At 67.9% G+C, this 23,616-nt stretch carries 21 protein-coding genes; 10 read left to right on the top strand and 11 right to left on the bottom strand.

What is annotated here, in order from left to right; all coding sequences use genetic code 11:
* Positions 1-8: 8 nt before the first annotated feature.
* Both KF709_06210 and KF709_06205 read right to left on the bottom strand, forming a co-directional pair.
* Positions 9-2,363, bottom strand: coding sequence for a xanthine dehydrogenase family protein molybdopterin-binding subunit (locus tag KF709_06210; protein MBX3173987.1), 2,355 nt, complete (start codon positions 2,361-2,363; stop codon positions 9-11).
* On the bottom strand, positions 2,356-2,826 hold the full coding sequence (locus KF709_06205; protein ID MBX3173986.1) for a (2Fe-2S)-binding protein: 471 nt from the start codon (positions 2,824-2,826) through the stop codon (positions 2,356-2,358). The genes KF709_06210 and KF709_06205 overlap by 8 nt, the downstream gene beginning before the upstream one ends.
* Before the next feature lie 127 nt (positions 2,827-2,953).
* On the opposite strand from KF709_06205, the gene KF709_06200 reads away from it, so the two are divergent.
* Positions 2,954-3,217 (top strand): ferredoxin family protein, encoded by a 264-nt coding sequence (locus KF709_06200; protein MBX3173985.1) that lies wholly within the window; start codon positions 2,954-2,956, stop codon positions 3,215-3,217.
* 132 nt (positions 3,218-3,349) lie between these two features.
* On the opposite strand, the gene KF709_06195 is transcribed toward KF709_06200, so the two are convergent.
* From KF709_06195 to KF709_06180, 4 genes are all read right to left on the bottom strand, one after another.
* Entirely contained in the window at positions 3,350-5,773 is a 2,424-nt protein-coding gene (locus tag KF709_06195) for a TonB-dependent receptor (protein MBX3173984.1), read from the bottom strand.
* 85 nt (positions 5,774-5,858) lie between these two features.
* Positions 5,859-6,413, bottom strand: coding sequence for an isoprenylcysteine carboxylmethyltransferase family protein (locus KF709_06190; GenBank protein ID MBX3173983.1), 555 nt, complete (start codon positions 6,411-6,413; stop codon positions 5,859-5,861).
* Between the two features lie 105 nt (positions 6,414-6,518).
* Positions 6,519-7,307 carry an alpha/beta fold hydrolase gene (locus tag KF709_06185; GenBank protein MBX3173982.1) on the bottom strand — a complete coding sequence of 263 codons (789 nt, stop codon included), beginning with the start codon at positions 7,305-7,307 and terminating at the stop codon, positions 6,519-6,521.
* Positions 7,300-8,436 (bottom strand): AI-2E family transporter, encoded by a 1,137-nt coding sequence (locus tag KF709_06180; protein MBX3173981.1) that lies wholly within the window; start codon positions 8,434-8,436, stop codon positions 7,300-7,302. The genes KF709_06185 and KF709_06180 overlap by 8 nt, the downstream gene beginning before the upstream one ends.
* Positions 8,437-8,564: 128 nt before the next feature.
* Here KF709_06180 and KF709_06175 point away from each other — a divergent pair, with 128 nt between their 5' ends.
* The gene (locus KF709_06175; protein ID MBX3173980.1) at positions 8,565-9,812 is read left to right on the top strand and encodes a ribonuclease D; all 1,248 of its coding nucleotides are present in this window, start codon (positions 8,565-8,567) and stop codon (positions 9,810-9,812) included.
* Here KF709_06175 and KF709_06170 read toward each other — a convergent pair.
* Positions 9,809-10,102: a DUF59 domain-containing protein gene (locus KF709_06170; GenBank protein MBX3173979.1), complete on the bottom strand. Its 294-nt coding sequence runs from the start codon at positions 10,100-10,102 to the stop codon at positions 9,809-9,811. The genes KF709_06175 and KF709_06170 overlap by 4 nt on opposite strands.
* A 95-nt stretch (positions 10,103-10,197) precedes the next feature.
* Positions 10,198-11,418 (bottom strand): serine hydrolase, encoded by a 1,221-nt coding sequence (locus tag KF709_06165; protein MBX3173978.1) that lies wholly within the window; start codon positions 11,416-11,418, stop codon positions 10,198-10,200.
* A 444-nt stretch (positions 11,419-11,862) separates the two neighbouring features.
* Here KF709_06165 and KF709_06160 point away from each other — a divergent pair, with 444 nt between their 5' ends.
* The 7 genes from KF709_06160 to KF709_06130 all read left to right on the top strand — a co-directional run bounded on the left by KF709_06160 (position 11,863) and on the right by KF709_06130 (position 20,402).
* The gene (locus KF709_06160; GenBank protein MBX3173977.1) at positions 11,863-12,426 is read left to right on the top strand and encodes a sigma-70 family RNA polymerase sigma factor; all 564 of its coding nucleotides are present in this window, start codon (positions 11,863-11,865) and stop codon (positions 12,424-12,426) included.
* Between the two features lie 4 nt (positions 12,427-12,430).
* The gene (locus KF709_06155) at positions 12,431-13,183 is read left to right on the top strand and encodes a hypothetical protein (GenBank protein MBX3173976.1); all 753 of its coding nucleotides are present in this window, start codon (positions 12,431-12,433) and stop codon (positions 13,181-13,183) included.
* Complete coding sequence (locus tag KF709_06150; protein ID MBX3173975.1) at positions 13,183-14,403, top strand: PDZ domain-containing protein; 1,221 nt, start codon at positions 13,183-13,185, stop codon at positions 14,401-14,403. The genes KF709_06155 and KF709_06150 overlap by 1 nt, the downstream gene beginning before the upstream one ends.
* A gap of 68 nt (positions 14,404-14,471) precedes the next feature.
* Positions 14,472-17,546: a response regulator gene (locus KF709_06145; GenBank protein MBX3173974.1), complete on the top strand. Its 3,075-nt coding sequence runs from the start codon at positions 14,472-14,474 to the stop codon at positions 17,544-17,546.
* Between the two features lie 10 nt (positions 17,547-17,556).
* Positions 17,557-17,928 carry a response regulator gene (locus KF709_06140; GenBank protein MBX3173973.1) on the top strand — a complete coding sequence of 124 codons (372 nt, stop codon included), beginning with the start codon at positions 17,557-17,559 and terminating at the stop codon, positions 17,926-17,928.
* Positions 17,925-19,868, top strand: a complete 1,944-nt coding sequence (locus tag KF709_06135) for a protein kinase (GenBank protein MBX3173972.1) — start codon at positions 17,925-17,927, stop codon at positions 19,866-19,868. The genes KF709_06140 and KF709_06135 overlap by 4 nt, the downstream gene beginning before the upstream one ends.
* A 147-nt stretch (positions 19,869-20,015) precedes the next feature.
* Positions 20,016-20,402 carry a hypothetical protein gene (locus KF709_06130; GenBank protein MBX3173971.1) on the top strand — a complete coding sequence of 129 codons (387 nt, stop codon included), beginning with the start codon at positions 20,016-20,018 and terminating at the stop codon, positions 20,400-20,402.
* Between the two features lie 128 nt (positions 20,403-20,530).
* On the opposite strand, the gene KF709_06125 is transcribed toward KF709_06130, so the two are convergent.
* Entirely contained in the window at positions 20,531-20,794 is a 264-nt protein-coding gene (locus tag KF709_06125; protein ID MBX3173970.1) for a hypothetical protein, read from the bottom strand.
* 153 nt (positions 20,795-20,947) lie between these two features.
* Here KF709_06125 and KF709_06120 point away from each other — a divergent pair, with 153 nt between their 5' ends.
* Positions 20,948-21,781: a methyltransferase domain-containing protein gene (locus KF709_06120; protein MBX3173969.1), complete on the top strand. Its 834-nt coding sequence runs from the start codon at positions 20,948-20,950 to the stop codon at positions 21,779-21,781.
* A 7-nt stretch (positions 21,782-21,788) separates the two neighbouring features.
* Here the strand turns inward: KF709_06120 and KF709_06115 are convergent, their stop codons facing one another.
* Together KF709_06115 and KF709_06110 are read right to left on the bottom strand one after the other, a co-directional pair.
* The gene (locus KF709_06115; protein ID MBX3173968.1) at positions 21,789-22,502 is read right to left on the bottom strand and encodes an acyloxyacyl hydrolase; all 714 of its coding nucleotides are present in this window, start codon (positions 22,500-22,502) and stop codon (positions 21,789-21,791) included.
* Positions 22,503-22,551: 49 nt separating this feature from the next.
* On the bottom strand, positions 22,552-23,607 hold the full coding sequence (locus KF709_06110) for a hypothetical protein (GenBank protein ID MBX3173967.1): 1,056 nt from the start codon (positions 23,605-23,607) through the stop codon (positions 22,552-22,554).
* Positions 23,608-23,616 lie beyond the last annotated feature (9 nt).

Genomic DNA, 23,616 nt, shown 5'->3' with positions numbered 1-23,616 from the left:
AGCCCGACCTAGGCCTTGTTGTCGAGCGCCGCCAGCACACGCCAGGGCGTCAACGGCAGCTCCAGCACCTCAACCCCCAACGCGTCCGCGACGGCGCCCGCAATCGCCGGCGCTGTCGGCACAATGGCCGGTTCGGCAATCCCGCGCGCGCCGACATGGTTCGCCTTCGTGTCCGCGCCATCAAGGAAGTGCCCATCGATCGCCGGGACATCCGCCAGCGTCGGAATCTTGTAGTCGTGAAGCCCGACATTGAGCGGCAGGCCCATCCGCGTGTCGAGCGCACGTTCCTCAAAGAGCGCGAAGCCCAACCCCTGGATGATGCCGCCCTCGAGTTGCGACTCGGCCAGTGTGGGGTTCACGATGCGGCCGGCGTCGTGCACCGCCACGATGCGCAGCACACGCACGACGCCGGTCTCGGCATCCACCTCGACTTCGGCGAACTGCGCGCCAGTCGTCACGATCGCCGCGTCCTGCGGATTGGGGCCGCGCGAGCCGTGCCCTTGGATCATCACGGAGCCGAGCTTGCCGGTGATCTCCTTGAAGGTCATCGAGCGATCCGTGTCGCGCACGGACACCACGCCGTCCTTGGTCTCCAGAGCGTCCTTGGGCACGTTGAGCAAGCCGCTTGCGGCGTCGAGCAATGCGTTGCGCGCGTCCGCCGCCGCCATCCGGACGGCGGGTGCCAGCGAGGCCACGGTCATCGAGCCCCAGGAGTTACCGGCGTACGGGGCCGCGCCCGTGTCGCCGATGACGGCCCGCACCTGGTTCAGTCCATGCCCCAGCGCCTCCGCAGCAACCTGCGCGACAATGGTGCGCGTTCCAGTGCCGAGGTCCTGTGAACCGGCGAGCACGTCGGCGCTGCCGTCGCTGTTGAAGCGCACGGTGGCGTAGCAGGGCGGGCCGCCGCCCGTGGACCAGATCTGCGCGGCGACGGCGACCCCACGACGTAGATGAGGCTTGCCCGGGACCCTCCGAGGATCCTGCACAGCCTCAGCACGCGGCGACTCGGCGTCGGCAACGGTCCGAGCCCGCCCGCTCCAGCGCGCCCAGCCGAATCGCTCCGCGCCGACTGCGTAGCACTCGTCCAGCCGATTGCCCGAGTATGGGCGGTCCTTCTTCTGATCGCGCTCTGCAAGGTTGCGCCGTCTCAGCTCGAGTGGGTCCATACCGAGCTCAGCGGCAAGCGCATTCATTGCCATCTCGAGTCCGACGCTGCCTTCCGCGTGCCCGGGCGCGCGGAAGGCCGCCATCGCCGCCGTGTTCACGAAGGCGAAGGTCTCGTGCGTGCGGACGTTCGGGCAGCGATACATCTCGTGATAGATCTCGCCGGGCCCGCCCTCCCAGCCGCCGATGCCCAACGGCACCTCGGCAACCAAGTCGATCGCGGTCAGCTTTCCGTCGCGCGTCGCACCGATGCGAACGCGCTGCACGGAGGCGGGCCGGTTTCCCGTATCCACCTGCTCAGCGTAGCGATCCACGAAGCAGGCCACCGGCCGGCCGAGCCGGCGCGCGAACACTGCGGCGATGTAACTATGCGCGCCGGCGTAGTTCTTGGCGCCGAAGCCGCCGCCCATGGCCTGGCAGATCACGCGGACGTTGGAAAGCGGCACCCCAAGTGCCTTCGCGAGGTTGTCGCGCACGCGGTAGATGCCCTGCGTGCTTTCCCACACAGTGAGTGCGTCCCCGTCCCACTCAGCCACCGCGCTGTGCGGCTCGAGTGCGGAGTGCAGCACGCAGGGCGTACGAACCTCGCGGGTGACGACGACATCAGCGGTCTCGAGTCCGGCGTCGACGTCTCCGCGTGTATGCGTTCGCGGCTCCTTGAACAGCAGGTTGTTCTCCAGCCGCGGCCGCACGGGCGCCGCGTCGGGAGCGGTGGCCTGCGCAACGGTTACCGCGTGTGGAAGCCGCTCGAACTCGACGCGAATCAATGCAACGGCACGGTCGGCGATCTCCTGCGACTCCGCGCACACCGCCGCCAGGGGTTGGCCGGCGTAGGTGATCTCCTGGCCGAAAAGTCGCGTGCGGGCGGGCACGTCCGCGGCCAGCAGAACGTCGAGCACACCAGGCACTGCGCGCGCTGTGTCCGTGTGGAGTGCCGTCACGCGCCCGCGCGCCACGGTGGAGCGCAGGATGGCGGCGTACGCCTGGTTCGGGCGCCGCAGGTCCGTGGTATAGCCCGGCCGCCCGGAGGCCTTGGCAAGACCGTCCACCCGACGGGCGCGCGCGCCGACGTGTGTGAGCTCCTCGTTTTCGGTCCACGGCTCCATCTCGAACGCCGGCACCTCCACGACGCGCTGCTCGACGCGCCCCTCGACCTCAACGGTCGTAGTGATGAATCGCCCACCACGGGCCTCAGCCATTGGCCGACTCCCTGATCGTGGCGGCCGCCCGCCGGACGGCACGCACGATCTTGGGATAGGTGCCGCAGCGGCAGAGGTTCCCCGACATCGCCGCGACGATCTGCTCGTCGCTCGGGTTGGGGTTGCGCGCCAGCAGTGCGGCGGCCGCCATCAATTGCCCGGGGGTGCAAAAACCGCACTGCGCCGCATCTTCGGCGGCGAACGCCTCCTGTAGCGCGTGCGGATTGCCGGCGTCACCGAGGGATTCAATGGTGCGGATCTGGCGACCCTCGCAGCCGTGGACGAGGGTCAGGCAGCTGTAGACGGGGCGCCCATCGACGTGGACCGTGCAGGCCCCGCAGGCCCCGGCGTCGCAGACACGCTTCGTGCCAATCAGGCCCAGCGTGTCACGGAGAACGTCGAGCAGGCTCGCGTGTCCGTCAGGTTCCAGCGCGAACGGTCGATCATTGATGGAGAGGCGCACGAGTGGGATTTAGGGGGCCGCCGGAGACCTGTCCAGCTTGAGGCTGCGGCGGGCTGTTCGGCCGTCCCCAACGCGTCTATCTTCCGCTGTGGATATCTGAAAGCCGCATCTCCCACCGAGGACCTCGATGCCGTACGTCATCACCGAAGCCTGCATCAATACGAAGGACAAGTCTTGCGTGGACGTCTGCCCCGTGGACTGCATCTACGAAGGGCCGGACATGCTGTACATCCATCCGGACGAGTGCATTGATTGCGGCGCCTGCGAGCCCGAGTGCCCGGTGACTGCGATCTTCCCCGAGGAGGATGTGCCGGCGAACCTCAAGCAGTATGTGGCGATCAATCGCGAGGTGTTTGAGAAGGAGCCGAAGCCGGGGCGGCCGACTCGCTGATCCGGGGATGAGCGGCAGTCGTAAGTGGTGAGTTGTAAGTCGCAAGAAGTGAGCAACGGCGATGCGGAGGCCACCTCCGCATCGCCGTTGCTTTTCACTTACAACTCACGACTTACAACTCACTACTGCGGTTCAGAACTTCCAAGAGTACCCGACCCTGATTGCCTGCGTCTCGAGGTAATCCGTCGACCGCCACGTGAAGTCCGTCCCCCGGATCGTCCGCCGCAACTGCATCGTGTTCAGCACATCCGTGGCATTCACGATGACCTCGCCACGTCCGCCCTGTACGCTCTTTCGTAGCCCGACATCCAGCGAGTAGCGGCTCTCGATGCGCCCCTGCGGCAGCAGGTCCGGCGCGAGATACACGCTGGTCACGCGCGCATCCCATCCGCCTGGTGCCAGGATCGTGGCGTTCACCTTGAAGTTGCCTGAGACGATCTCCTGCCGCGGAGCGGAGAAGCTGGTGGGCTGCGGATACTGGTTCAGCACAGTGAAGGCACCAACGGTACTGCGATAGACCATCGCGTTCGTGCTCGTCGTGATCCAGTCCGTGAGCGACTGCTGCCACACGAGTTCCGCGCCCGTCATCCAGCTGCGTCCCGCATTCTGCGTGACGTTGTAAAGGATTGAGTCGCCCGGCACACTGGTCGCGATGCGCGTGATGGTCGCGTCGGTGATCCGGTGAAACGCCGCGCCGTAGAGGCTGCCCCGTCCCCAGCTCGCGCGATACCCGAGGTCGGCCGAAGTCGTGAACTGCGGCTGCAGGCCTGGGTTGCCGACCTTGAGCAACTCCGGCTCGTCGTACTTGGGGAAGATGCGGATGTCGCCTTCGTTGGGCCGGTCCACGCGACGGTTCACGAACAGCGAGAGCTTCCGCGAGGGCGAGAACTTGTAGGCCACCCGCACGTTCGGAAACGGCTGCGTGTAGCGATAGCCATCGCTGCGATACGTGTTGTGGTCGGGATTCACGTCGTAGTCGAGGATCACCGTCTCCACGCGCAGGCCGCCCTCGAGCTCGACGGTCTCGCTCTCATACACGTAGTTCCCATACAGCGCCGGGATCAGCTCCCGATACTCGGCGCGCCCGCCCGCGCCGCTGTCGATCGGCGACTGCGGCCCCGGGAAGAACTGCATGTTGGTCGGGATCACGCGACGGCGTCCCTTGAACCCGGCCTCCACGCGACCCTGCCGCAGCGGCCGGATGTAGTCGACGTTGAGGTCCTGCACGTGCTCATCGGCGATCAGTGCGAACGAGTCGCGACCGGTGAACCCGGCCAGGGTGTTCGTGAAGAAGTACTTCTCGTCCTCGCGGTGGAACGAGACGATGCCCGTGACGGTCAGCGAGCGGCCCGGCTGTGGATAGCGCCGCGTGTACACCGCCGTGCCGTAGGCCGCGTAGAGGACCTCGTCTTCCAGGAACTGCCACAGCCGGTAGCGGGTGGCGACGTCATTGCGGAAGTACGGATTGTCGCCATGGTCGATGATGGTCTCCTGGTTGTAGAGCGTGGAGACCGTCAGCGAGCGGTACTCGTCGAACGCGTGGTCGACGCCCGCGCTCACCGTGGCGTAGTCCGTATCGCGGTTGCGGCGCATCTGCTGGATGACCGTCAGCGTATCGCCGTACTGCCGCGTGGCGAATTCGTTCTTGTTGAGCGTGGGCGAGTGCAGCCAGTCGCCGCGCAGGAAGGTGTTGGTGCCGCCCTTGCGGTAGTTGAGCGAGACCGACGGATTGATCTTGGGGGTCACGCGGTACTGCTCGCCCACGCTCGGGAGGTTCGCGCGCTTCTCCCAGAGTGCGCCGGCACCGGCGGTGAGACCGAGGCTGCCGTTGAGGCCGTCCTGTTCTTCCTTCTTGAGGATCAGGTTGATGACGCCGGCGCTGCCGTTGGCATCGAAGCGCGCGCCGGGATTCGTGATGATCTCAATGTTCTCGATGGCCGAGGCCGGGAGGTTGGCGAGGCCGCTCTGGGCGCCGAAGCCGGTGAGTGCGGTCTGCTTGCCGTCGATGAGCACGATGACCTGGTCGCTGCCGCGTAGCTGCACCTTGCCGTCCTGCGACACCGTCACGCCGGGCAGGCTGGCCATCGCCTGCAAGACGGAGCCGCCGGACTGGCTCACGTTGTCGGCCACGCGGAAGGTCCGGCGGTCCATCGCCGCGGACACCTCGTCGGCGCTGGCGCTCACGACCACGCCGCCGAGCTGCGCCGCCGCCGGCACCATCGGCAGGACGCCGAGGTCGAGGAAGGCGCTCAGCTCGCCGACCAGCACCCGCTGCACCAGCGGTTCGTAGCCGATGCGCCTGGCCTCGAGCCGGTACACCCCGCTCGCGAGGTCGCGGAACGTGAATGCGCCGGTCGAGTCCGTGAGCCGCCCTGTCAGAAACGCGCTGTCGCGTTCCGTGCGCAGCTGCACGGTGAGGAAGGGAATCGGCTGCGACGAGCGCGCATCCACTACCTTGCCGAACACGGTGACGCCGGAGGTGCGGCTCTGGGCCGGCAGAATGTCAAAGGCGCCCGCCAGGAGGAGGACGAGCGCCAGGATAGAGCGACGAATCACGAGTGTAGATCCAAAGGGTTTATGCGCGAGACGGCAGCGTCCCGCATTGCCGTTCGCCTCCACCTTCCATCCTCCATCCTCCATCCTACATCGGAAAGAACCGGTCCTTGGCAATGAACAACCCAATGATCGCCACGAACTGCAGGAACGTGGAGATCTCCGACTTCCACGCCTCCGCCCAGAAGAACTCGCCCTCCCCATCCCCGGCCGCAGGCGGCCGCGGCATCCAACGCGGCGTCTTCGCCTTGTAGTCGAGGTACACCTGCCCGAAGATGCTCTCGAGCACGCCCTCCTCGTAGCGCACGATGTAGTAGTACTCGATGGCGAAGATCACCGCGGCCACGGGCAGGAACCAGAGCACCCCGCTGATCGTGATGATGCCCATCCACAGCAGGAAGTTGCCGTTGTAGAGCGGGTTGCGGCTCCAGGCAAACGGCCCGTGCGCCACCAGCTTCTGTACGTTGCGCGATCGGCGGCGCGTGACGGTGCCGGCCGTGGCCACGCCCCACATCCGCCACCACTCGCCTATCACCATGATGATGACGCCAATGAGCGTAGTGCGTGGCGACATGTGGCCGGGCGCGAACAGCGGCACGAGCAGAAAGGGCACCGGCAGCCAGCCGCGATTGCGGAACAGCACCGCGCCGATCTTTGCCGCCGACGATTGCTCGGCCGCGCTGACGTTGGCGTGGTTGGGGGTCGGGGAGGGGGAGGTCAGGGTCTCGTCCTGGAAAGGATTGATGGCCTAGGGAAATCTGGCTTGAATAAAGCCGGCGAGAAGGGCCGTGAACGCCGCCGGGTGTTCGACACAGCTCGCGTGGCCGGCACCGGGAATGATCGCCAGCTGGCTGTCGGGAATGGCGGCGTGCATCGCCTCGGACTCCTTCACTGGCGTGAGCGCGTCCTCGTCGCCGCAGACGATGAGCGTGGGCACGGAGATCGTCGGCAGGGTCGACGCGGCATCGGGTCGCGTGCGCATCGCATCGAGCGCGTCGTGGATGGCCGCGACGCTTGCGCGCCGCATCATCGCGTCGAGGAATGCCACGGCGGCGGGCCGCTTCGCACGTGTCGTCTTGCCCACCATCCCCGTGATCATCTGGTCGGCGATGGCGTCCGCACCCTGCCGCGCGGCGAGCTGCTGCATCGCGACGCGCTTCGCGCGGCCTTCCTCGCTATCCGCGCCTGCGCGCGTGTCGGCCAGCAGCAGGGCCTGCACGCGCGACGGATGGCGCCGCCACAGGGCGAGCGCGAGATAGCCGCCCATCGAGAGCCCACCGATGACGGCCTTGGGGATCTTGAGCGCGTCGAGCACATCCGCGCACCAATCGGCCCAGGCGTCGAGCGACGCGGTGACGGTACTCGCGCTCTCGCCGAAACCCGGCAGGTCCACCGCAACCAATCGTGCGCCACTTGGTGGGGACGCCAGCTGCGCTTCCCATAGTGTGCGGTCGTGGGGAAACCCGTGCAGCAGGAGCACCGGTACGCCGTGGCCTGCCTCGTCGAGGCCGACCGCGCCGTGCGGCGTCTCAAGCACTGCCGCCGTCCTCCTCAGGCAACAGCTCGGGGATGCGCATCTCCATCGTGGGCAACGGTGGCAGATCGTCCTCCACCCAGTACGTGCGCACCGCGACCATCGCAACCGCCAAGACAGGAATGGCCACGAAGAGGCCGAGGAAGCCGAAGACGTAGGCCATGATGACCTGCGCCAGCAGCGTAAGCGCCGGCGGCAGGTCGAGCTGCTCCCGCATCAGATACGGGATCAGCAGGTTGTTCTCGAGGAACTGGATGCCCCAGTAGGCGAGGGCGATGATGCCGGCCTGCTGCGGCGACTCCGTGAATCCCATGAGTACGGCGGGAATCGCCGAGAGCAGCGGGCCGATGTTCGGGATGAACTCGAAGAGGCCGGCCAGTACGCCCAGCGGCAGGGCGCCGCGCACGCCAATCAGCGCGAGCACGATCGTCGTCACGACGCCGATCACGACCATCGCGATCAACTGCGTCTGGAACCACTTGCGCAGCGCGCCGCCCACGGCCGTGAGCGTGGTTCCGAATCGCTCGCGCTGCTCGCTGGGCACGAGCAGCATCATGCCGCGCCGATACACGCGGGGATCGGCGGCGATGTAGAGCGCCACGAAGATGACGAGCACGATGCCGGCCGCGACCACAAACACCGACTGCACCACACCGAACGCAAACTCGGTCAGGCCTTCGGAGTAGCGGTTCGCGGCGGCGATGATGCGGCTGCCGCCCGTGCTGTCCGGCGGCGCGATCGCATCGAGCAGGCGCGGCGACTTGCCGCCGATCCAGGTCTCGAGATTCTGCACGGACTCCGGCAGCTTCGTGCGCAGTTCCGTGGATTGTTCGACAAGCGTCGGACCGGACCAGGCAAAGATCAGCAGCAGCAGCGCCGTCGAGCCGAAGACCACGCCCGCCGCGGCGATCGATCGCTTCACCTTCACCCGCCGCATCACCCATTCGGTGGCACGTGAGGCCGAGAGCCCGAAGAGCACGCCGAGGAAGGTCGTGAGCACCAGCAGCCGCGCAGACCACAGCAGCTGCAGGATGACGATGATGAACAGCACGATGACGGCCGCGCGCACGAGGTCGCCGGTGCGCAGCGGGCGGTCCGGCCGCTGGAGCGAGAAAGAGGTCGTCGGGCGCATGGGCTGAGTCAGGGAATCACGCAGCATACTTCCCGTGGGGCAAGGGCGCCGATGCTCTCGCGCCGGCGGCGGGACCCACCGCTAGATTCACACGGCAGCACCGCCCTCCCGCCACCCGCCCATCCCTCGTGCCCCGCAGCGCTCCCTCGCCCACCGCCGCCTATCTCGATACCGACGCCGCCGTCACCGAATGGCTCACGGCGGCGCGCAAGGCCAGGCGGCTCGCGCTCGACACGGAGGGAGCCAGCTTCCATCGCTACGTCGACCGCATCTACCTGCTGCAACTGTCCACGGACACGCAGCACGCCATCATCGACCCGCTACCCACCGCGGCACCCGCGCTGCTTGGCGCGATGATCGAGGATCCGAAGGTCGAGATCGTCTTTCACGACGCGGACTACGACCTGCGACTGCTGCACCAGGACTATGGGTGGAACGTGCGCCACGTGTTCGACACGCGCGTGGCCGCGCAGTTGCTGGGCATCAAGGCCTTCGGTCTGGCCGCGCTGCTGGAGCGCGGATTCGGCATCAAGCTTGACAAGAAGCACCAGCGCGCCGACTGGTCGATGCGTCCGCTCTCCGCTGACATGCTCGACTACGCCGCGCAGGACACGATGCACCTGCTTGGACTGCGGGATCAGTTGCACGGCGAGCTTGAGAAGAAGGACCGCCTCGCCTGGGCCAAGGAAGAGTTCGAGCGACTCGAATCCGTCCGCTGGCCGACGGACGACGCCGCGAACGCCTTCCTCAAGATGAAGGGCGCGCGCGACCTCACGCGCCGCGAGTTGGCCGTGCTGCGCGAACTCGTGCAGTGGCGCGACGCGACGGCACTCAAGCTCGACCGCGCCACGTTCCGTGTGGTGGGGAACGAGGTGTTGCTCGAGGCCGCCAAGGCGCATCCCGCGAGCAAGCAGACGCTTGGCGAGATCAAGGGCATGCCGCGCGGCATCCTCGAGCGCTCGGCGACGGACATCCTCGCGGCCATCGATCGCGGCATCAACGTGCCCGAGGCGGAGTTGCCACGGTTTCCAAAGGCACCACGCTGGGACCGCGACCCGGAGTTCGATTCCAAGGTCGGCGCACTGAAGCAGGTGCGCGACGCGGCGGCGGCGCGGCTCGAACTGGATCCGGGCGTCATCTGCTCGCGCGAACGCCTGGAGTCCGTGGCGCGGCTGCTGCCGGCCGAGTCCTCGGACATTGCGGTGATCCCCGAGTTCCGGCGCTGGCAGATCGAGGTGCTAGGCGAGGGCTTCGTGAAGGCCTTGGCGCCTTGGCGGAAGAAGGGCGCGACCGGCAAGCCGGCCACGCCCAAGTCCGCCAACAAGCCTGTCACTGGTGAGCCCAAGGATTCGGACTCGCCCTACCTCGACAGCTAGAAACCGAGGTACGCGCGCACGCGCGGCTCGATGCGGTCCGGCGTCCAGGGTGGTGACCACACGAGATTCATCGCCACGTTGCCGACACCCTCGATGGCCCTCACCTGCTGCTCGGCCTCGGACATGATCTCCGGGCCTGACGGACAACCAGGTGAGGTCAGCGACATATCCACCTTCACATCACTGCCACTGACCTCGATGCCGTAGATAAGGCCGAGGTCGAGGATGTTCAGGTTGAGCTCGGGATCCTTCACGCGGCGCAGCGCGAGCTTTACGCGATCCTCGGACACGGCACCGGTGGCAGTCGCCGCGGTTGGCGCGGCGTCGCCGGTCGCGGCGGTGACATCGGTGGAAGGGAGAGAGTCAGCCGGCTTCGCGTCGTCGGTCACTGCGGGAGGTCCTGGTCGTCGGGGCTGGAGGCCGCGCCACTGCGCGGCAGCGTCGTTGGGCGACGAACCAGCGTGCGCGTCGGCGGGTTCCAGTCGGGCGCCTGGTCCACGCGGAAGACCCGCGGCCAGGCCACGGCGCGCAGGGTCGGTTCCGCGGTGATTGCGAGGGCTGCCGCGTCGGCCACGTCGTGACGCACGTCGGCGATGATGATGCCGGGGCGGCGCGCACGCGCATCGTGCACGCGATTGGTCAGGATGATGACGAACAGCTTGCGTTCGGGATCGATCCAGATGGACGTGCCCGTGTAGCCGACGTGTCCGAAGGAGCGCTGGCTGAGGAACTCGCCGGAGCCCCGTTCACCCATCGGGACTTCCCAGCCGTAGGTGCGGTTGCCCTTCACGACCTGGGTGAAGCGGCGCACGGTGGAGTCTTGGATGAGTCGGACGCCGCCGTAGGTGCCGCCGTTGAGCATCATCTGCGCGAAGATCGCGAGGTCCTCCGCGGTGCTGAACAGGCCAGCGTTGCCGCTGATGCCGCCCAGCGTGTAGGCGGTCTCGTCGTGTACCTCGCCATACGCGGCGTGGCCGCGGGGCGGATACATCTCCGTGGGGGCGATGCGGGGCTTGAGGTCCGCGGACGGCTGGTAGCGCGTGTCGTGCATGCCGAGCGGTTCGAAGATTTGGGTCTCGCAGAACTGGTTGAGCGGCATCCCGGAGACGCGCTCGATGGCCAATCCGAGGATAATCGGGCCGAGGTCGGAGTAGTCGACAACGCCGCCAGGGATTGAATTGAGCGCCGTAGTGAGCACTTGGTGTCGCCCTTCTGTCGGGTTCTTGGCGGTAAGCCAGATTCTGCGGCCTGGCGGCAGGCCCGAAACGTGGGCTAACAGATGGCCGACCGTTACCCGGTCCTTCCAGCGGCCCGTGAACTCCGGCAGGACGCTCTGGATCTTCGTGTCGAGCGTCAACTTGCCCTGGTCGTGCAGGATCATCGCCGCTGTGGCCGTGCAGACTGGTTTCGTGACTGAGGCCAAATCGTAGAGGCTCGTCTGCGGGTCCACGCTTCCGCTTGTGCTGCGCCAGCTCAGGCGGCCGTAGCCCTTCTGCCAGACGACGGCGCCGTTTCTTCCGATGATCACCGCGGCGCCTGGGTACGCACCGGCCTTCATTCCCCGGTCGATGATGCGGTCGACCTCGGTGAGTCGCTGGGCCGACATTCCCACGGATGCGGGTGGGCGGACCGGGACTGGGTCACCACCCAGGCTCAGGACTGCGGTGAGAGATACGAGCGGAAGAATCACTGCGGGATACGGGCTGCGGGATGCTGGGTCTGGATGCGAACGGCGATGCGGGTTGGAACTACGCAGAGGGCAGCGGGAACGGGATGCGGGATGATGCGGGGTGCGGGACCGGATGCGGGGGCGGATGCGGGAAAAAACGGATGCGGGAGGGGCTCCCCGCGCCCTAAGGGACCGCCTTCAAGCGCGAAGCGCGTGAAGTACGGTCCCGTGGGGCGTGGGGTGCCCCGACCGCCGCGCGCCATCCCGCATCCCTCAAGACCCAGACACGGGCCATTCCGTCACCTCAAGCAGTCTATACCCGTAGGGTCGGCAGGCAACCCTCCGGGGATACTTCCGTGACAGATTCAGCGTACAGCAGCCATGGCCACTGACCCCCTCACCATACGCCGAGCGATCAACGGCGACGAAGCGGCGTTGCGCTCCCTCTGGGTGGAGCATGCGCCGCGGGTGGATGCCGTGGTTCGACGGCTGGTCGGGGACCCCGACCAGGCGGCGGACATCGCCCAGGAGGTCTGGATCCAGATCTTCCGGGCGCTGCCCACTTGGCGTGGCGACTCGCAGTTCTCCACCTGGGCGCATCGCATTGCGGTGAACCGCACGCTGAATGCCCTGCGCTCGGTGCGGCGAATCGCCAAGCTGGAAGTCGCGATGGAGGACGATACGGTCTCGGTGGACGAGGATATGGACCGCAGCTTCCTCGCCCAGTCCATCGACGAGGCCGTGCAGCAACTTTCACCCGGGGCACGGTCGGTATTCGTGCTCCACGATATCGAAGGCTATACGCACGAGGAGATCGCCCAGGAGTTGGGCATCACCTCCGGCGGTTCGAAGTCCCAGTTGTTCAAGGCACGCGCGAAGCTTCGCCGGCTGCTCGCGCACCTCGTGGATGTCTCCTCGCCGGCGCAAGATCAGGCACAGGCATAGCACTATGAACCAGACCCATCTCTCCACCGATCGTCTCGCGGCCATTGTCGACGAGACCCCGACTGCGGACGAGGCCACGCACCTCGCCGGCTGCTGGGATTGCCGCGCTGAGGTCGCCGCCTATAGGCGACTCGCCCGGCTGTCGGCCATGGCCCCCCTTCCCTCGGAACCGCTCTCGGCGTGGTCGCATCTCGCGCCGCAGTTGCGCGCCGAGGGGATCATCGTCGACGCGGCGCGCCTTGGCGCGCCAGCCACACCACAGGGTGGCGCGGCCGTGTTGCCGTTTCCCTCTTCTGACCGCAAGCCGCGCCTGCAGGTCTGGGCGTTGCGCGCCGCCGCTGGCTTGGCGCTGGTGCTTGGTGGTGCAGCGCTCGGTCGCCTGACGGCTGGCGATATGCCGTTCGGAGGGGCCGATGCGGGCAGCAGCACGGTCGCTGCGGTACCGCATGCCATCTATGACACGCCTGACGATGCGCTGCGTGCGATGACCGCCGCGCAGACCCAGTACCAGTCCGCGGCGGCCTTCCTCGCGTCACGGGACACGGCGTCTCGCTTCGTGGGCATGAACCAGGATTCCTACCGGGCGCGGCTTGCCGCGCTCGACGAGATCGCCGCCACGACGCGGGCTGCGCTGTATCGCGCCCCGCAGGACCCCATGCTCAACCAGTACTACCTGACCACACTCGGTGCGCGCGAGGCGACAATCCGTGAGATCGGTGCCACGCTGCCGGCGTCGAGCCGACTGGAGCGCTACTGATGCGCCACACGACCCGACTCGTCGGACTCCTCGCCGCCGCCGTGGGCTTTCTCGCGGCTGTGCCGGGGCCGGCAGCGGCGCACGCGCAGCAGCAGCCCACGCGCGAGCGGACGCGCGTGACGACCGACACGCTGGTCTTGCGCGCTATCACCACGGGCAACGAGACCGAGGTGATGCGCGTCGTGAACGAGCTGCGCTCGCGAGAGGCCAATATCCTGAAGACGTTGTCCGGAACACCGTTCGAACGCATCGCGGAGCGGCGGTTGCTGGAGGAGGAGTTGGCGCGGATTTCCCGCGAGGCGTTCACCGTGATGAGCGTCATCGAGTCGCGCTGCCTGGAGCAGAAGGCTGACGCGCCGATGGGCTATGTCGGCGTCAACATCAGTTCCGAGGTGAGCGTCGACGTCCTCGGCAACGCGACGTCGCGCTCCGTGATCACGAGCGTCGAGCCTGGATCGCCCGCGCAGGCGGCGGGGCTGCAGTCCGGCGATCGTCTGCTCTCGATTGCCGGCCTCGTGATGCGCGAGCCGTGGCCTGATCTCTCCGGCGTTCTCGAGCCCGGGCGCAACATCGTCGTGCGCGTCAACCGTGACGGGACGCAACGCGACCTGAACGTCACGGTGGCCGCGCGTCCGCGTCGTTGGGACCCGGGCTGCCCGAAGTTCGAACGGGCCATTCAGCCGCTGCGGATGGGCGGCGTCGCCCGCGCGTGGGTGCGCGACTCGGTCGACGCGAACGGCGAGCGCGTGCTCTGGGTCGTCACGCCCGAAGCGCGGACGCCTCCCGTGCCGCCGTCGCCGGCGACAGCCCCCGCGCCGCGTGCCGGCGCGGTGCGGACGCCGCCGACGCCGCCCGCAGCGGAACCCGCGCCGCCGGCCCCGATGGTATTCGCCTACGGCACCACCAGCGGCGGCACCAGCGCGGTGGCGTACTTCGCCGGCGTACAGCTTCGCGCACTCGATGACGATTGGCGCGGTGTGCTGGGCCTGCGCGCCGGTACCGAAGGCGTGTTGGTGAACGAGGTCGCACCCGGCTCGCCGGCGGCCGCGGCAGGGCTCAAGGTCGGCGACGTCGTCACTTCGGTGAACGGCACCGCGGCAACTTCACCGCTGGTCGTCGTGCGGCTCCTCGGTTTGGACGAGGACCAGACCGCGACGTTGCGCGTCGTGCGGGCGCGGGATTCGCGCACCGTGACGCTGCGCTGGGGTGGCGGGCGGTAGGCGTTTTCACGTCTATCGCCACCCCCACGGGTGCCGTATGATTGCGGCACTCGAGCCCCAGGGGTCGCGTGGCCACAGGCAAGCGCAAAGGCACGAAGCAGAAGCCCGCGAAGCGAAAGAAGCAGCCGAGCAAGGTGGTCGCGGCCAAGCGCAGCCCGGCCAAGGCGGCGCGCAAGCCGGCCAAGGAGAAGTCGGCGTCAGCCGCCAAGTCCCGCGCCGCCGCCGCCCCGCGCGACCGCCGTCCCCTCGCTCGCGACGCCGCGATGGCGCTACGCCAGTCGGCGCTGCTGCGCCTGAGCTCCGCCATCGCCGCCGCGAGCTCCGAGCAGGAAATCTGCGAGTCCGTCGTCAACGGCCTGCGCGACGACGCCCTCGGCTACGCCTTCCTCGGTGTCTTCCTCATTGACGAGGCCACCGGCGACCGCGTGATGGTGGCCAGCGTCGGCTGGACCGCCGCGCAACCGGGCTTCCGCCTCGAGAAGGGCCACGGGATCACGGAGCGCGCGTTGCTCGAGGCACGCCTGCACTACACGCCGAACGTGTTGGGTGAGTCCAAGTACGAACCCACGCTGAACAGCGGCTCCGAGGTGGACGTGCCGCTCATCATCGACGGGCGCGTCATTGGCGTGCTCGCCGTGGAGAGCACCAAGCCTGACGCCTTCGACGAGAGCGATTTCGAGATCCTCCAGGCGGCCGCCAACCAGGCCAGCATCGCCATCGCCCGCGCGCGGCTCATCGTGGCGCAGAAGCAGCGCGCCGACGAGCACGAGGCCGTGCTCGCGTCAATGTCCGACCTGCTCACCCAACGCGAACTGCCGCGCACGCTGCAGGCCACGCTCGAGCGCGCCGTCGCGCTGCTCGGCGTCACGGGCGGCGAACTCGCGATCTACGACGCGGCACGCGAAGAGCTCGTCGTCGCCGCCAGCCACCAGATTGGCACCGACACCTCGGGCATTCGGCTGAAGCTTGGAGAAGGCGCGCTGGGACTTGTGGCCGAGTCGCAGCAGCCGCTCATCGTCCCCGACTACCACGCCTGGATCGGCAAGTCGGAGAAGTACAGCGCGGTGCCGGTGAAATCCGTCGTCGCCGCGCCGTTGCTCATCGACCGTCGGCTGGTGGGCGCCATCGCGATGGTGGACGCCAAGTCCACGCGTGAGTTCACCGACGATGCGGTGCGGCTGCTCAACCTGTTCACGCCGCAGGCGGCCATTGCCATCGAGGGCGCGCGACTCTACGAAGAAGCCGCGCGGCAGCGTGAGTTCTTCCGCAGCCTGCTCAACAACAGCCCCGTGGCGATCGTCCAGCTCGACACGGACTACAACGTCGCCTCCTGCAATCCGGCGTTCGAGCAGATGTTCGGCTACGCCGAGGCCGAGGCGCGCGGACGCAACCTCGACGAGCTGATCACGGACCCGAACACGCTGGGCGAGGCCGCGCAGTACAGTCGCGATGCCGTGGACCGCCCGGTGAAGGGCATCGGCCGCCGCCTGCGCAAGGACGGCAGCACGGTCGAGGTCGAGATCCTCGGCGTGCCCGTGATTGCCGACGACTCCCGCGTGGCGCTGATGGGGATGTACCACGACGTCAGCGAGCTCAGCGAGGCGCGGCGCGACGCCGAAGGGGCGAACCGCGCGAAGAGCCAGTTCCTCGCCAACATGAGTCACGAGCTGCGCACGCCGCTCAACGCCATCATCGGCTACAGCGAGATGTTGCAGGAGGAGGCCGAGGACGCGGGGCTCGAGTCCTTCGTCGCCGACCTCACCAAGATCCACACCGCGGGCAAACACCTGCTCGCGCTCATCAACGACGTGCTCGACCTCTCGAAGATCGAGGCCGGCAAGATGGACCTCGTGCTGGAGAGCTTCGACGTCACGGAGATGCTCGCCGAGGTGCGCACGACGATTGAGCCGATGGTGCGCAAGAACCGCAACACCTTGGAGATCACCGCCGACGCGGATATCGGCACGATGCACGCCGACCTCGTGAAGGTGCGGCAGATGATGCTCAACCTGCTGAGCAACGCCTGCAAGTTCACCGAGGACGGCACCATCGGCCTTGAGCTACATCGCGAGGCGACGCCGATCGGCGACGCCTTGCTCGTGCGTGTCCGCGACTCGGGGATCGGCATGACGCCCGATCAACTCGGCAAGCTCTTCGAGTCGTTCAGCCAGGCTGAGTCGTCCACGTCGCGTCGCTATGGCGGCACGGGACTCGGGCTCGCGCTCACCCGCCGCTTCGGCGAGATGATGGGTGGCACCATCACCGTGGAGAGCACGCCCGGTGAGGGCTCGACCTTCACGATGCGCCTGCCGATGCGCGTGGATCCGTCGCGGCGCGCGCAGGCGCCAGCCGCCGCCAGCCAACGGGCCGAGGTGCAGGGCGATGGCAGTGCGGGCACGGTGCTCGTGATCGACGACGATGCCGATGCGCGCCGCCTGTTGCGCAGCGTGCTCGCGGCCGACGGCTTCCGCGTGGTCGAGGCGACCGACGGCGCCAGCGGCCTCGAGGTGGCACGGCGCGAACCTCCCGATGCCATCACGCTCGACATCCTGATGCCTGGCATGGACGGCTGGGAGGTGCTCAAGCGCATCCGGGCCGACACCGAGCTGGCCGACGTGCCGGTCATCATGCTGTCGGTTCTGCACGAACAGCAGATGGCGCTCGCACTTGGCGCCACCGAGTATGTCACCAAGCCCATCGACCGGGCGCAGATGCGGCGCATCCTTCGGCAGCAGCGCGGACGCACCGCAGGCAACACCGTGCTGGTCGTCGAGGACGACGCGGATGTGCGCGCCACGATGCGCAGCGGGCTTGAGCGGGAGGGCTGGACGGTCATCGAGGCGGAGAACGGCCGCGTCGCGCTCGAGCGCCTCGGCGAGCAGGTGCCGGCGTTGATCCTGCTCGACCTGATGATGCCTGTCATGGACGGCGCCGAATTCGTGGCGGCGATGCGTGCGGTCGAGGCCTGGCGCGAGATCCCGGTCGTCGTCGTCACCGCGAAGGACCTCTCGCACGAGGAGCGCGCGCGCCTCAACGGGCACGTGAACGACGTGCTCACCAAGGGCAGCCACTCCCCGCTCGACCTCGCGCGCGACATCCGTGTGCTGATGCGTCGTCGCCCCGCCGCCCACCCAGAGCCCTGAACCCACGCCTATGCCGCGCATCCTGCTGGTCGAGGACAACGAGATGAACCGCGATATGCTCTCGCGCCGCCTGGCGCGCCGCGGTTTCGAGGTCGAGATCGCGGTGGACGGCGCCGAGGGCGTGATGCGGGCGCTCGAGGGCGGATGGGACCTCATCCTGATGGACATGAGCCTTCCCGAGGTGGACGGCTGGGAAGCCACCCGGCAGATCCGGGCCAGCGATGATCGGGGCAAGGTCCCGATCATCGCGCTCACGGCGCACGCAATGAGCGGCGATCGCGACAAGGCGCTGGAGGCGGGCTGCAACGACTACGACACCAAGCCGGTGGACCTGGAGCGCCTGCTCGGCAAGATCGGCGCATTGTTGCCCGCCAAGGAATGAGCGCACCGCTGGCCAAGGAGACGGCCGCGACGTTGCGGCACGAGCTTCGCACACCCGTCAACCACATCCTCGGCTACACGGAGATGCTGCGCGAGGACGCGGCGGATGGCTCCGACGAGGCCGCACGCCTGGACACCATCGTCGCCGTGGGCCGCGATGCGCTGGTGCGGATCAACACCGCGTTGCCGCCGACGGGCGTTGCGGTGCAGGAGGACCTGCGCGCGCTGCTGCACGGATTGCGTGCGCCGCAATCCGATATTCTGGCGGCGATCGATCAGCTACGGCAGCTGCGCGCGGGCGACGCGGCCTACTGCGCGGACCTGGATCGCATCGCGACCGCGGCGGGCCGGCTCACCGACTGGCCGGACGCGGCGGCGCTCACGGCAACCGGTGAGCACACGAGCCGCGCGGCCACCGCGACGCCACTGGAGGGAGTGTCCGCCCAGGTGATGGCGAGCGGGCCCTCGGCGTCCGGTCGGATCCTTGTCGTCGACGACGTCGAGGAGAACCGCAGCGTGCTCTCGCGCCGGCTGTCGCGCGAGGGATACGCGGTGGCCAGCGTCGGCTCGGGTGAGGAAGCCCTCGCGGCCATCGCGGATGGTGGATTCGACCTGGTGCTCCTCGACGTGTTGATGCCGGGCCTCGATGGATTCGGAGTGCTTGAGCGCATCAAGGCCGATCCCGCCACGCGATCCATTCCCGTAATCATGATTTCGGCGCTCGACGACATGGCCAGCGTCGTGCGCTGCATCGAACACGGCGCCGAGGATTACCTTGCCAAGCCCTTCGACCCCGTCCTGCTCCGCGCGCGCATCGGCGTGTCACTGGAAAAGAAGCGTTGGCACGATCGCGAGGCCGACTACCTGCGGCAGGTGACGCGGGTGATCGACGCGGCCAGCGCGGTGGAGGCGGGCACATATGTGCCGGGTGCGCTGGCGTCGATCGTCGCGCGTGATGACGAGCTCGGACGGCTGGCCCGCGTCTTCGACACGATGGCGGCCGGAATCCGCGCGCGGGAAGCACGGTTGCGTGAGCAGCTGCGTGAGCTGCGCACCGACGTGTCGATTGCCACGCATGAGCATCGCGCGCCGGCGCCCGAACCCGAGATGGGCGCGCAGTATGCGCCCGGCACGACACTCGCCGGGCGCTACGAGATCCTCCGGATGATCGGACACGGCGGGATGGGCGTCGTGTACCAGGTGCGCGACCGCGAGCTCGACGAGGTCATCGCGCTCAAGGCGATCGCGGACCACCTGATGGCCGACGATCCGGTGGTCGCCGAGCGCTTTCGTTCCGAGATTCGCCTCGCACGACGCATCTCCCACCGCAACGTCGTGCGCACGCACGACCTCGGCGAGGCCGACGGCGTGGCCTTCGTGACGATGGAGTACGTCGAGGGCCTGACGGTGCGCGAGCTACTGGAGACGCGCGGCAAGCTTGGCGTGAGTAGCGTGCTTGCCTTGGCGCGGCAGTTCACGGAAGCGCTGGCGGTCGCGCACGGGGCGGGCGTGATCCATCGCGACGTGAAGCCCGAGAACGCGCTGGTGGATGCTGAGGGCGTGCTGAAGGTGATGGACTTCGGCATCGCGCGGCTCGCCGAGGCGAGCAGCACGCGCACACAGACAGGGATGACGGTCGGGACGCTTGGCTATATGGCACCGGAGCAAATGGTCGGCGAGGATGTGGATGCGCGCGCCGATCTGTATGCCTTGGGTGGCGTCATCTATGAATGCCTGACCGGGCATCCGCCGTTCGATACGGCGTCCCCGGCGGTGTTCATCGCGAAGGTGTTGACGGTGATGCCAACACCGCCGATCGAGCGGAATCCGGATGTCCCGCCGGCACTCTCGGCGTTGGTGATGCAGTTGTTGGCGAAGACGCCGGCAGAGCGGCCGGCGAGTGCGACGGCGCTGTTGGAGTTGTTGGGAGAGTTGGGCTAGCTCCCGTCATACTGTCCGCCGGCGATGTTCCGGAGCAGATTCGCCTTCGCAGGCCACACTCCCGCGACTCGTCACTTCTCGCAGCAACTGGAGTCTCCCATGGAAGCCCCCGCCAAACCTCCCACGTGGTACCGTGTGGGATCCTGGATGCTCTTCGCCTGGATGCTCGTCGGCGTGCTCTCGTTCTACAACTCGGAAATGATGACGGCGGAGGCTCTCGCGGCGCTCCCATCCGAGATGCAGACGCTGGTCGCGGCTACACCACTCTGGATGCGCATCATCTATGGGGTGGCCACCGTCTCCGGCTTGGCGGGGGCGGTCGGCCTGGTGATCCAGAAGGCGTGGTCAATTCCGGTGCTCACCGTCTCGCTGCTCGCCGTGCTCATCCAGATGGGCTACTGGCTCTTCGGGATGGGAGCGCTGGCCACGCTGGGCTCCGCTGCGGCGGGGATGCCCTTGGTGGTGACCGTGCTCGGGGCTTTCGCAGTGTACTTCGCCGTCGTGGCGCGTCAGCGCGGCATCATTCGGGGCTAGCCGCCGCGCGCGTGACGCCAGCGTCGAGGACAGCCGTCAGCACAACGCCAACGGCGTAGCACAACAGGTCACTCCAGAGGAAACCTTGGCCGAGCACCGGCGCGCCAAGGCCGCTCGCACGCTCGGTGCTACACCCGCTCTTCAGGATCGGCGAGAAACCACTCGACGCGTCCGCAACCCACGCAGGCCAGCGTCGCCGCGGAGCGGTTCGCCCAGTCGAGGTTGAGGAAGCTCATGCCCGCTGTGTTCAGCTGGGCCCGTCCCTCGACAAAGTGCTCCCCGCCGCAGTGCGCACAACGCACAGGCCTGCACGCGACCTCGAACTGCTCGCCCGTCGGCCCTTCCGTCATCGCCTTGGCACCTGCGGCGAGGGCACTGAAGAACTTCTTCATCGGCTCTCCTGATGGATGGTCAGCCCGCGGACGGGAACGCTAGTCGGCGGGTCCCGCTGGGACCAGATGTCGGGTCGCGCGCCCAAAGCGCGCAGCCCTACCTGACGGACTGGAACACCAACCCCGGGCGACCGGACACCCATCGAGGATACCATGACGACGGCAATGGCAGAGCAGGTGGTCAACGCGAATCAGGCACTGTGGGAGAAGGGTGACTTTACGCGCATCGCCGAGTCGATGCGCCAGAGTGGCGACGAGCTGGTGGGCGGTTTCGGGCCGCTCAAGGGCATCCGGCTGCTCGAGCTCGGCTGCGGCGACGGCACCACGGCCGTGCCGGCCGCGCAGCGCGGCGCACAGGTGACGGGTATCGACATCGCCCGCAACCTGGTGGCTGCCGGCAACGCACGGGCGGCGGCATTGGGTCTCGACAACCTGTCATTCCACGAAGGCGATGCGTCGAACCTCGCCGGCGTGGCCGACGCCAGCTTCGACATGGCCGTGACGATCTTCGGCGCGATGTTCGCGCCGCGTCCCGTCGACGTGGCGCGCGAGATGGTTCGCGTCGTGCGTCCCGGCGGGCGCATCGTGATGGGCAACTGGATCCCCAACGACCCCACGCTGGTTGCCCAGGTGCTCCGCATCAGTTCGGCGTACACGCCGGCCCCGCCCGCTGGCTTCATCAGCCCGATGACCTGGGGCGTGGAGGAGCAGGTCATCGAGCGATTCACGGCCGCCGGCGTCGCGCGCGAGAACATCACCTTCAGCCGCGAGACGTTCACGTTCCGCACGCCCGACTCGCCCGCTGAGTTCCTGGCCACCTTCCGCGACTACTACGGCCCGACGATGAACGCCTTTGCGGCCGCGCGGGCGCAGGGTCGGGAGGCCGAGCTGCAGCGCGAGCTCGAGGAGCTGTTCGTCCGCGAGAACCGCAGCTCGGAGGGGACGGAGATTCCTGCGACCTTCCTGCTCGTGACGGTGCAGCGCTAGGACAGACTCAACGCGTTCCGCGAACCCCGACGGTGAACAGGTGTGACATGACTCCGGGGTTCTCGGTCGCGGAGCCGGCGTTCGAGATGTGATGCAGTCGATAGCTGAGGACCAATCCGGAGCCGTCGGGTGGCCCGACGCGGAGGCCGGCTTCGAGTGCGGCCGTGAAGTTGAGGATTCCGCCCAATGTTGTGGGCACGGCCTTGTTGAAGATCAGGGCGCCGCCCGTTGCGCCAATCGATGGCGAGACGCGCCGGTTCTGGCGGAAGTGCATCGTGATACCGAGCGGTGCGACGCCGATTCCGGTTGCGGAGCCGTGCGGGAAGAGGCCGGGTCCCCGCTCAGGGCTGGCCACGCAGAGTGCGCCCGGGTTGCAGGACAGTCGGTCCAGGCCGGCGAGACTGATGTACGGCGGCGAGAGCAGCGCCAGCGGGATGAGGTCGATGTGCCAAGTCGTGCGGCGGGACGCATCTGGGTCGGGCGGACCGCCAAGGTCCTGCGAGAATCGCAGCGCGAAGATGGCCAGATTCATATCCGGCGTCTCGCCGAGGATGCCCCACTGTGGAGAGCCCTGGGCCAATCCGCCCCAGATCTCCAGGAAGCCGCCGGAGTTCTGCGGGGACTTCTCCTGCGACGGCAGCGGCGTGCTCGTGACGCACAGTGCGAGCAGGGACAGAAATGACGCGCACAGCCGGCGCGGCGTGGAAAACGGCATGCTCACCATACCTTGCCGGTGCCTGCGCCTGTCACCGACGGCTGCAGCGCCTCACTCAATTCACGCGGTAGATCCGCACGATTGGATACCCGTCGTCCGACTCGGTTGCCGCCGCCAGCCAGGGCCCGGCCAGCGAAAACGACCCGAGCACGCCCGGAACGCGCAGCTCACCAAGAAACTCGCCGGAGTCCGCAAACACATCGAAGACGGTGACCGTGTGGTCCCCGCGCATGGTGCGCAGCCACAGGCGACCGCGGTCGTCGTACTGTAGGCCGTCGATCGAGACGTGCGGCTTGAGATCCGGATTGCCGCCCGGACGAGGTGCGGGCGGCGCCCCTCGCGCAGGCGCCGCACCGCGCTCTGCCGCCACACGCGCAGCTGCGCGCTGCCGGGTACGCTCTTGCGCAGCCAGCTCCTCGGCAGTGCGCCGCACCTGCGGGATCTCGCGGGTGAGTGTGCGCAGCAGTGTCCCGTCGCGATCAAAGACCTGAACGCGGTACGTATTGATGTCGCGGATGAGTGCCAATCTTCCATCGGTCGCGATCGCCATCGCCGTGAACACGATGGCGCCGGGCTCGCGGGGCTCCGTCGGCAACGCGAAGTATGGCTGGCCCGAATCCGCGGCCGTCCACCGCTCGAGACGGTAGCCACCGCGGAAGTCGTCGATCAGCATCACGAACTCACCGCTGCTGCCTCGCGCCGCGACGGTGGGTGCGAATCCCCGGAACGAAGCGCTCCCGCGAAACGCCCCGGTTGCGTCCAGCCGCGACACGCGACGCGCGCCCATGTCGACCACCTGCACTCCTGTCGGTGCGAGCATGGCCCACAGCGCGCGCTGGAATTCTCCCGGACCGCTACCTGCCACACCGGCACTCCACGCGGGCGAGCCGTTCGCCGCAAACCGGCGCACGAACGGAGCGCTATTCGTGAGGACGAGCACGCCGCCATCGCTGTCCACGCTCACGTCGAGCAGCTCGCCGAACTCCTGCGGGCCGCCACATTCCTCACAGCCGATGCTCGCGACCGGAGTCACGCGTGGCAGCTGGGCGGCCGCCGGCGCGGTGGCGCAGGTCAAGGCGGTGGCGAGAGCGAGCAAGGTGGGACGCGACATTGGTTGGAA

It is taken from the genome of Gemmatimonadaceae bacterium, assembly GCA_019637445.1.
Lineage (GTDB): Bacteria > Gemmatimonadota > Gemmatimonadetes > Gemmatimonadales > Gemmatimonadaceae > Pseudogemmatithrix.
The sequence above is the reverse complement of the archived record's forward strand: the minus strand, read 5'-3'. Positions and strand labels throughout refer to the sequence as shown.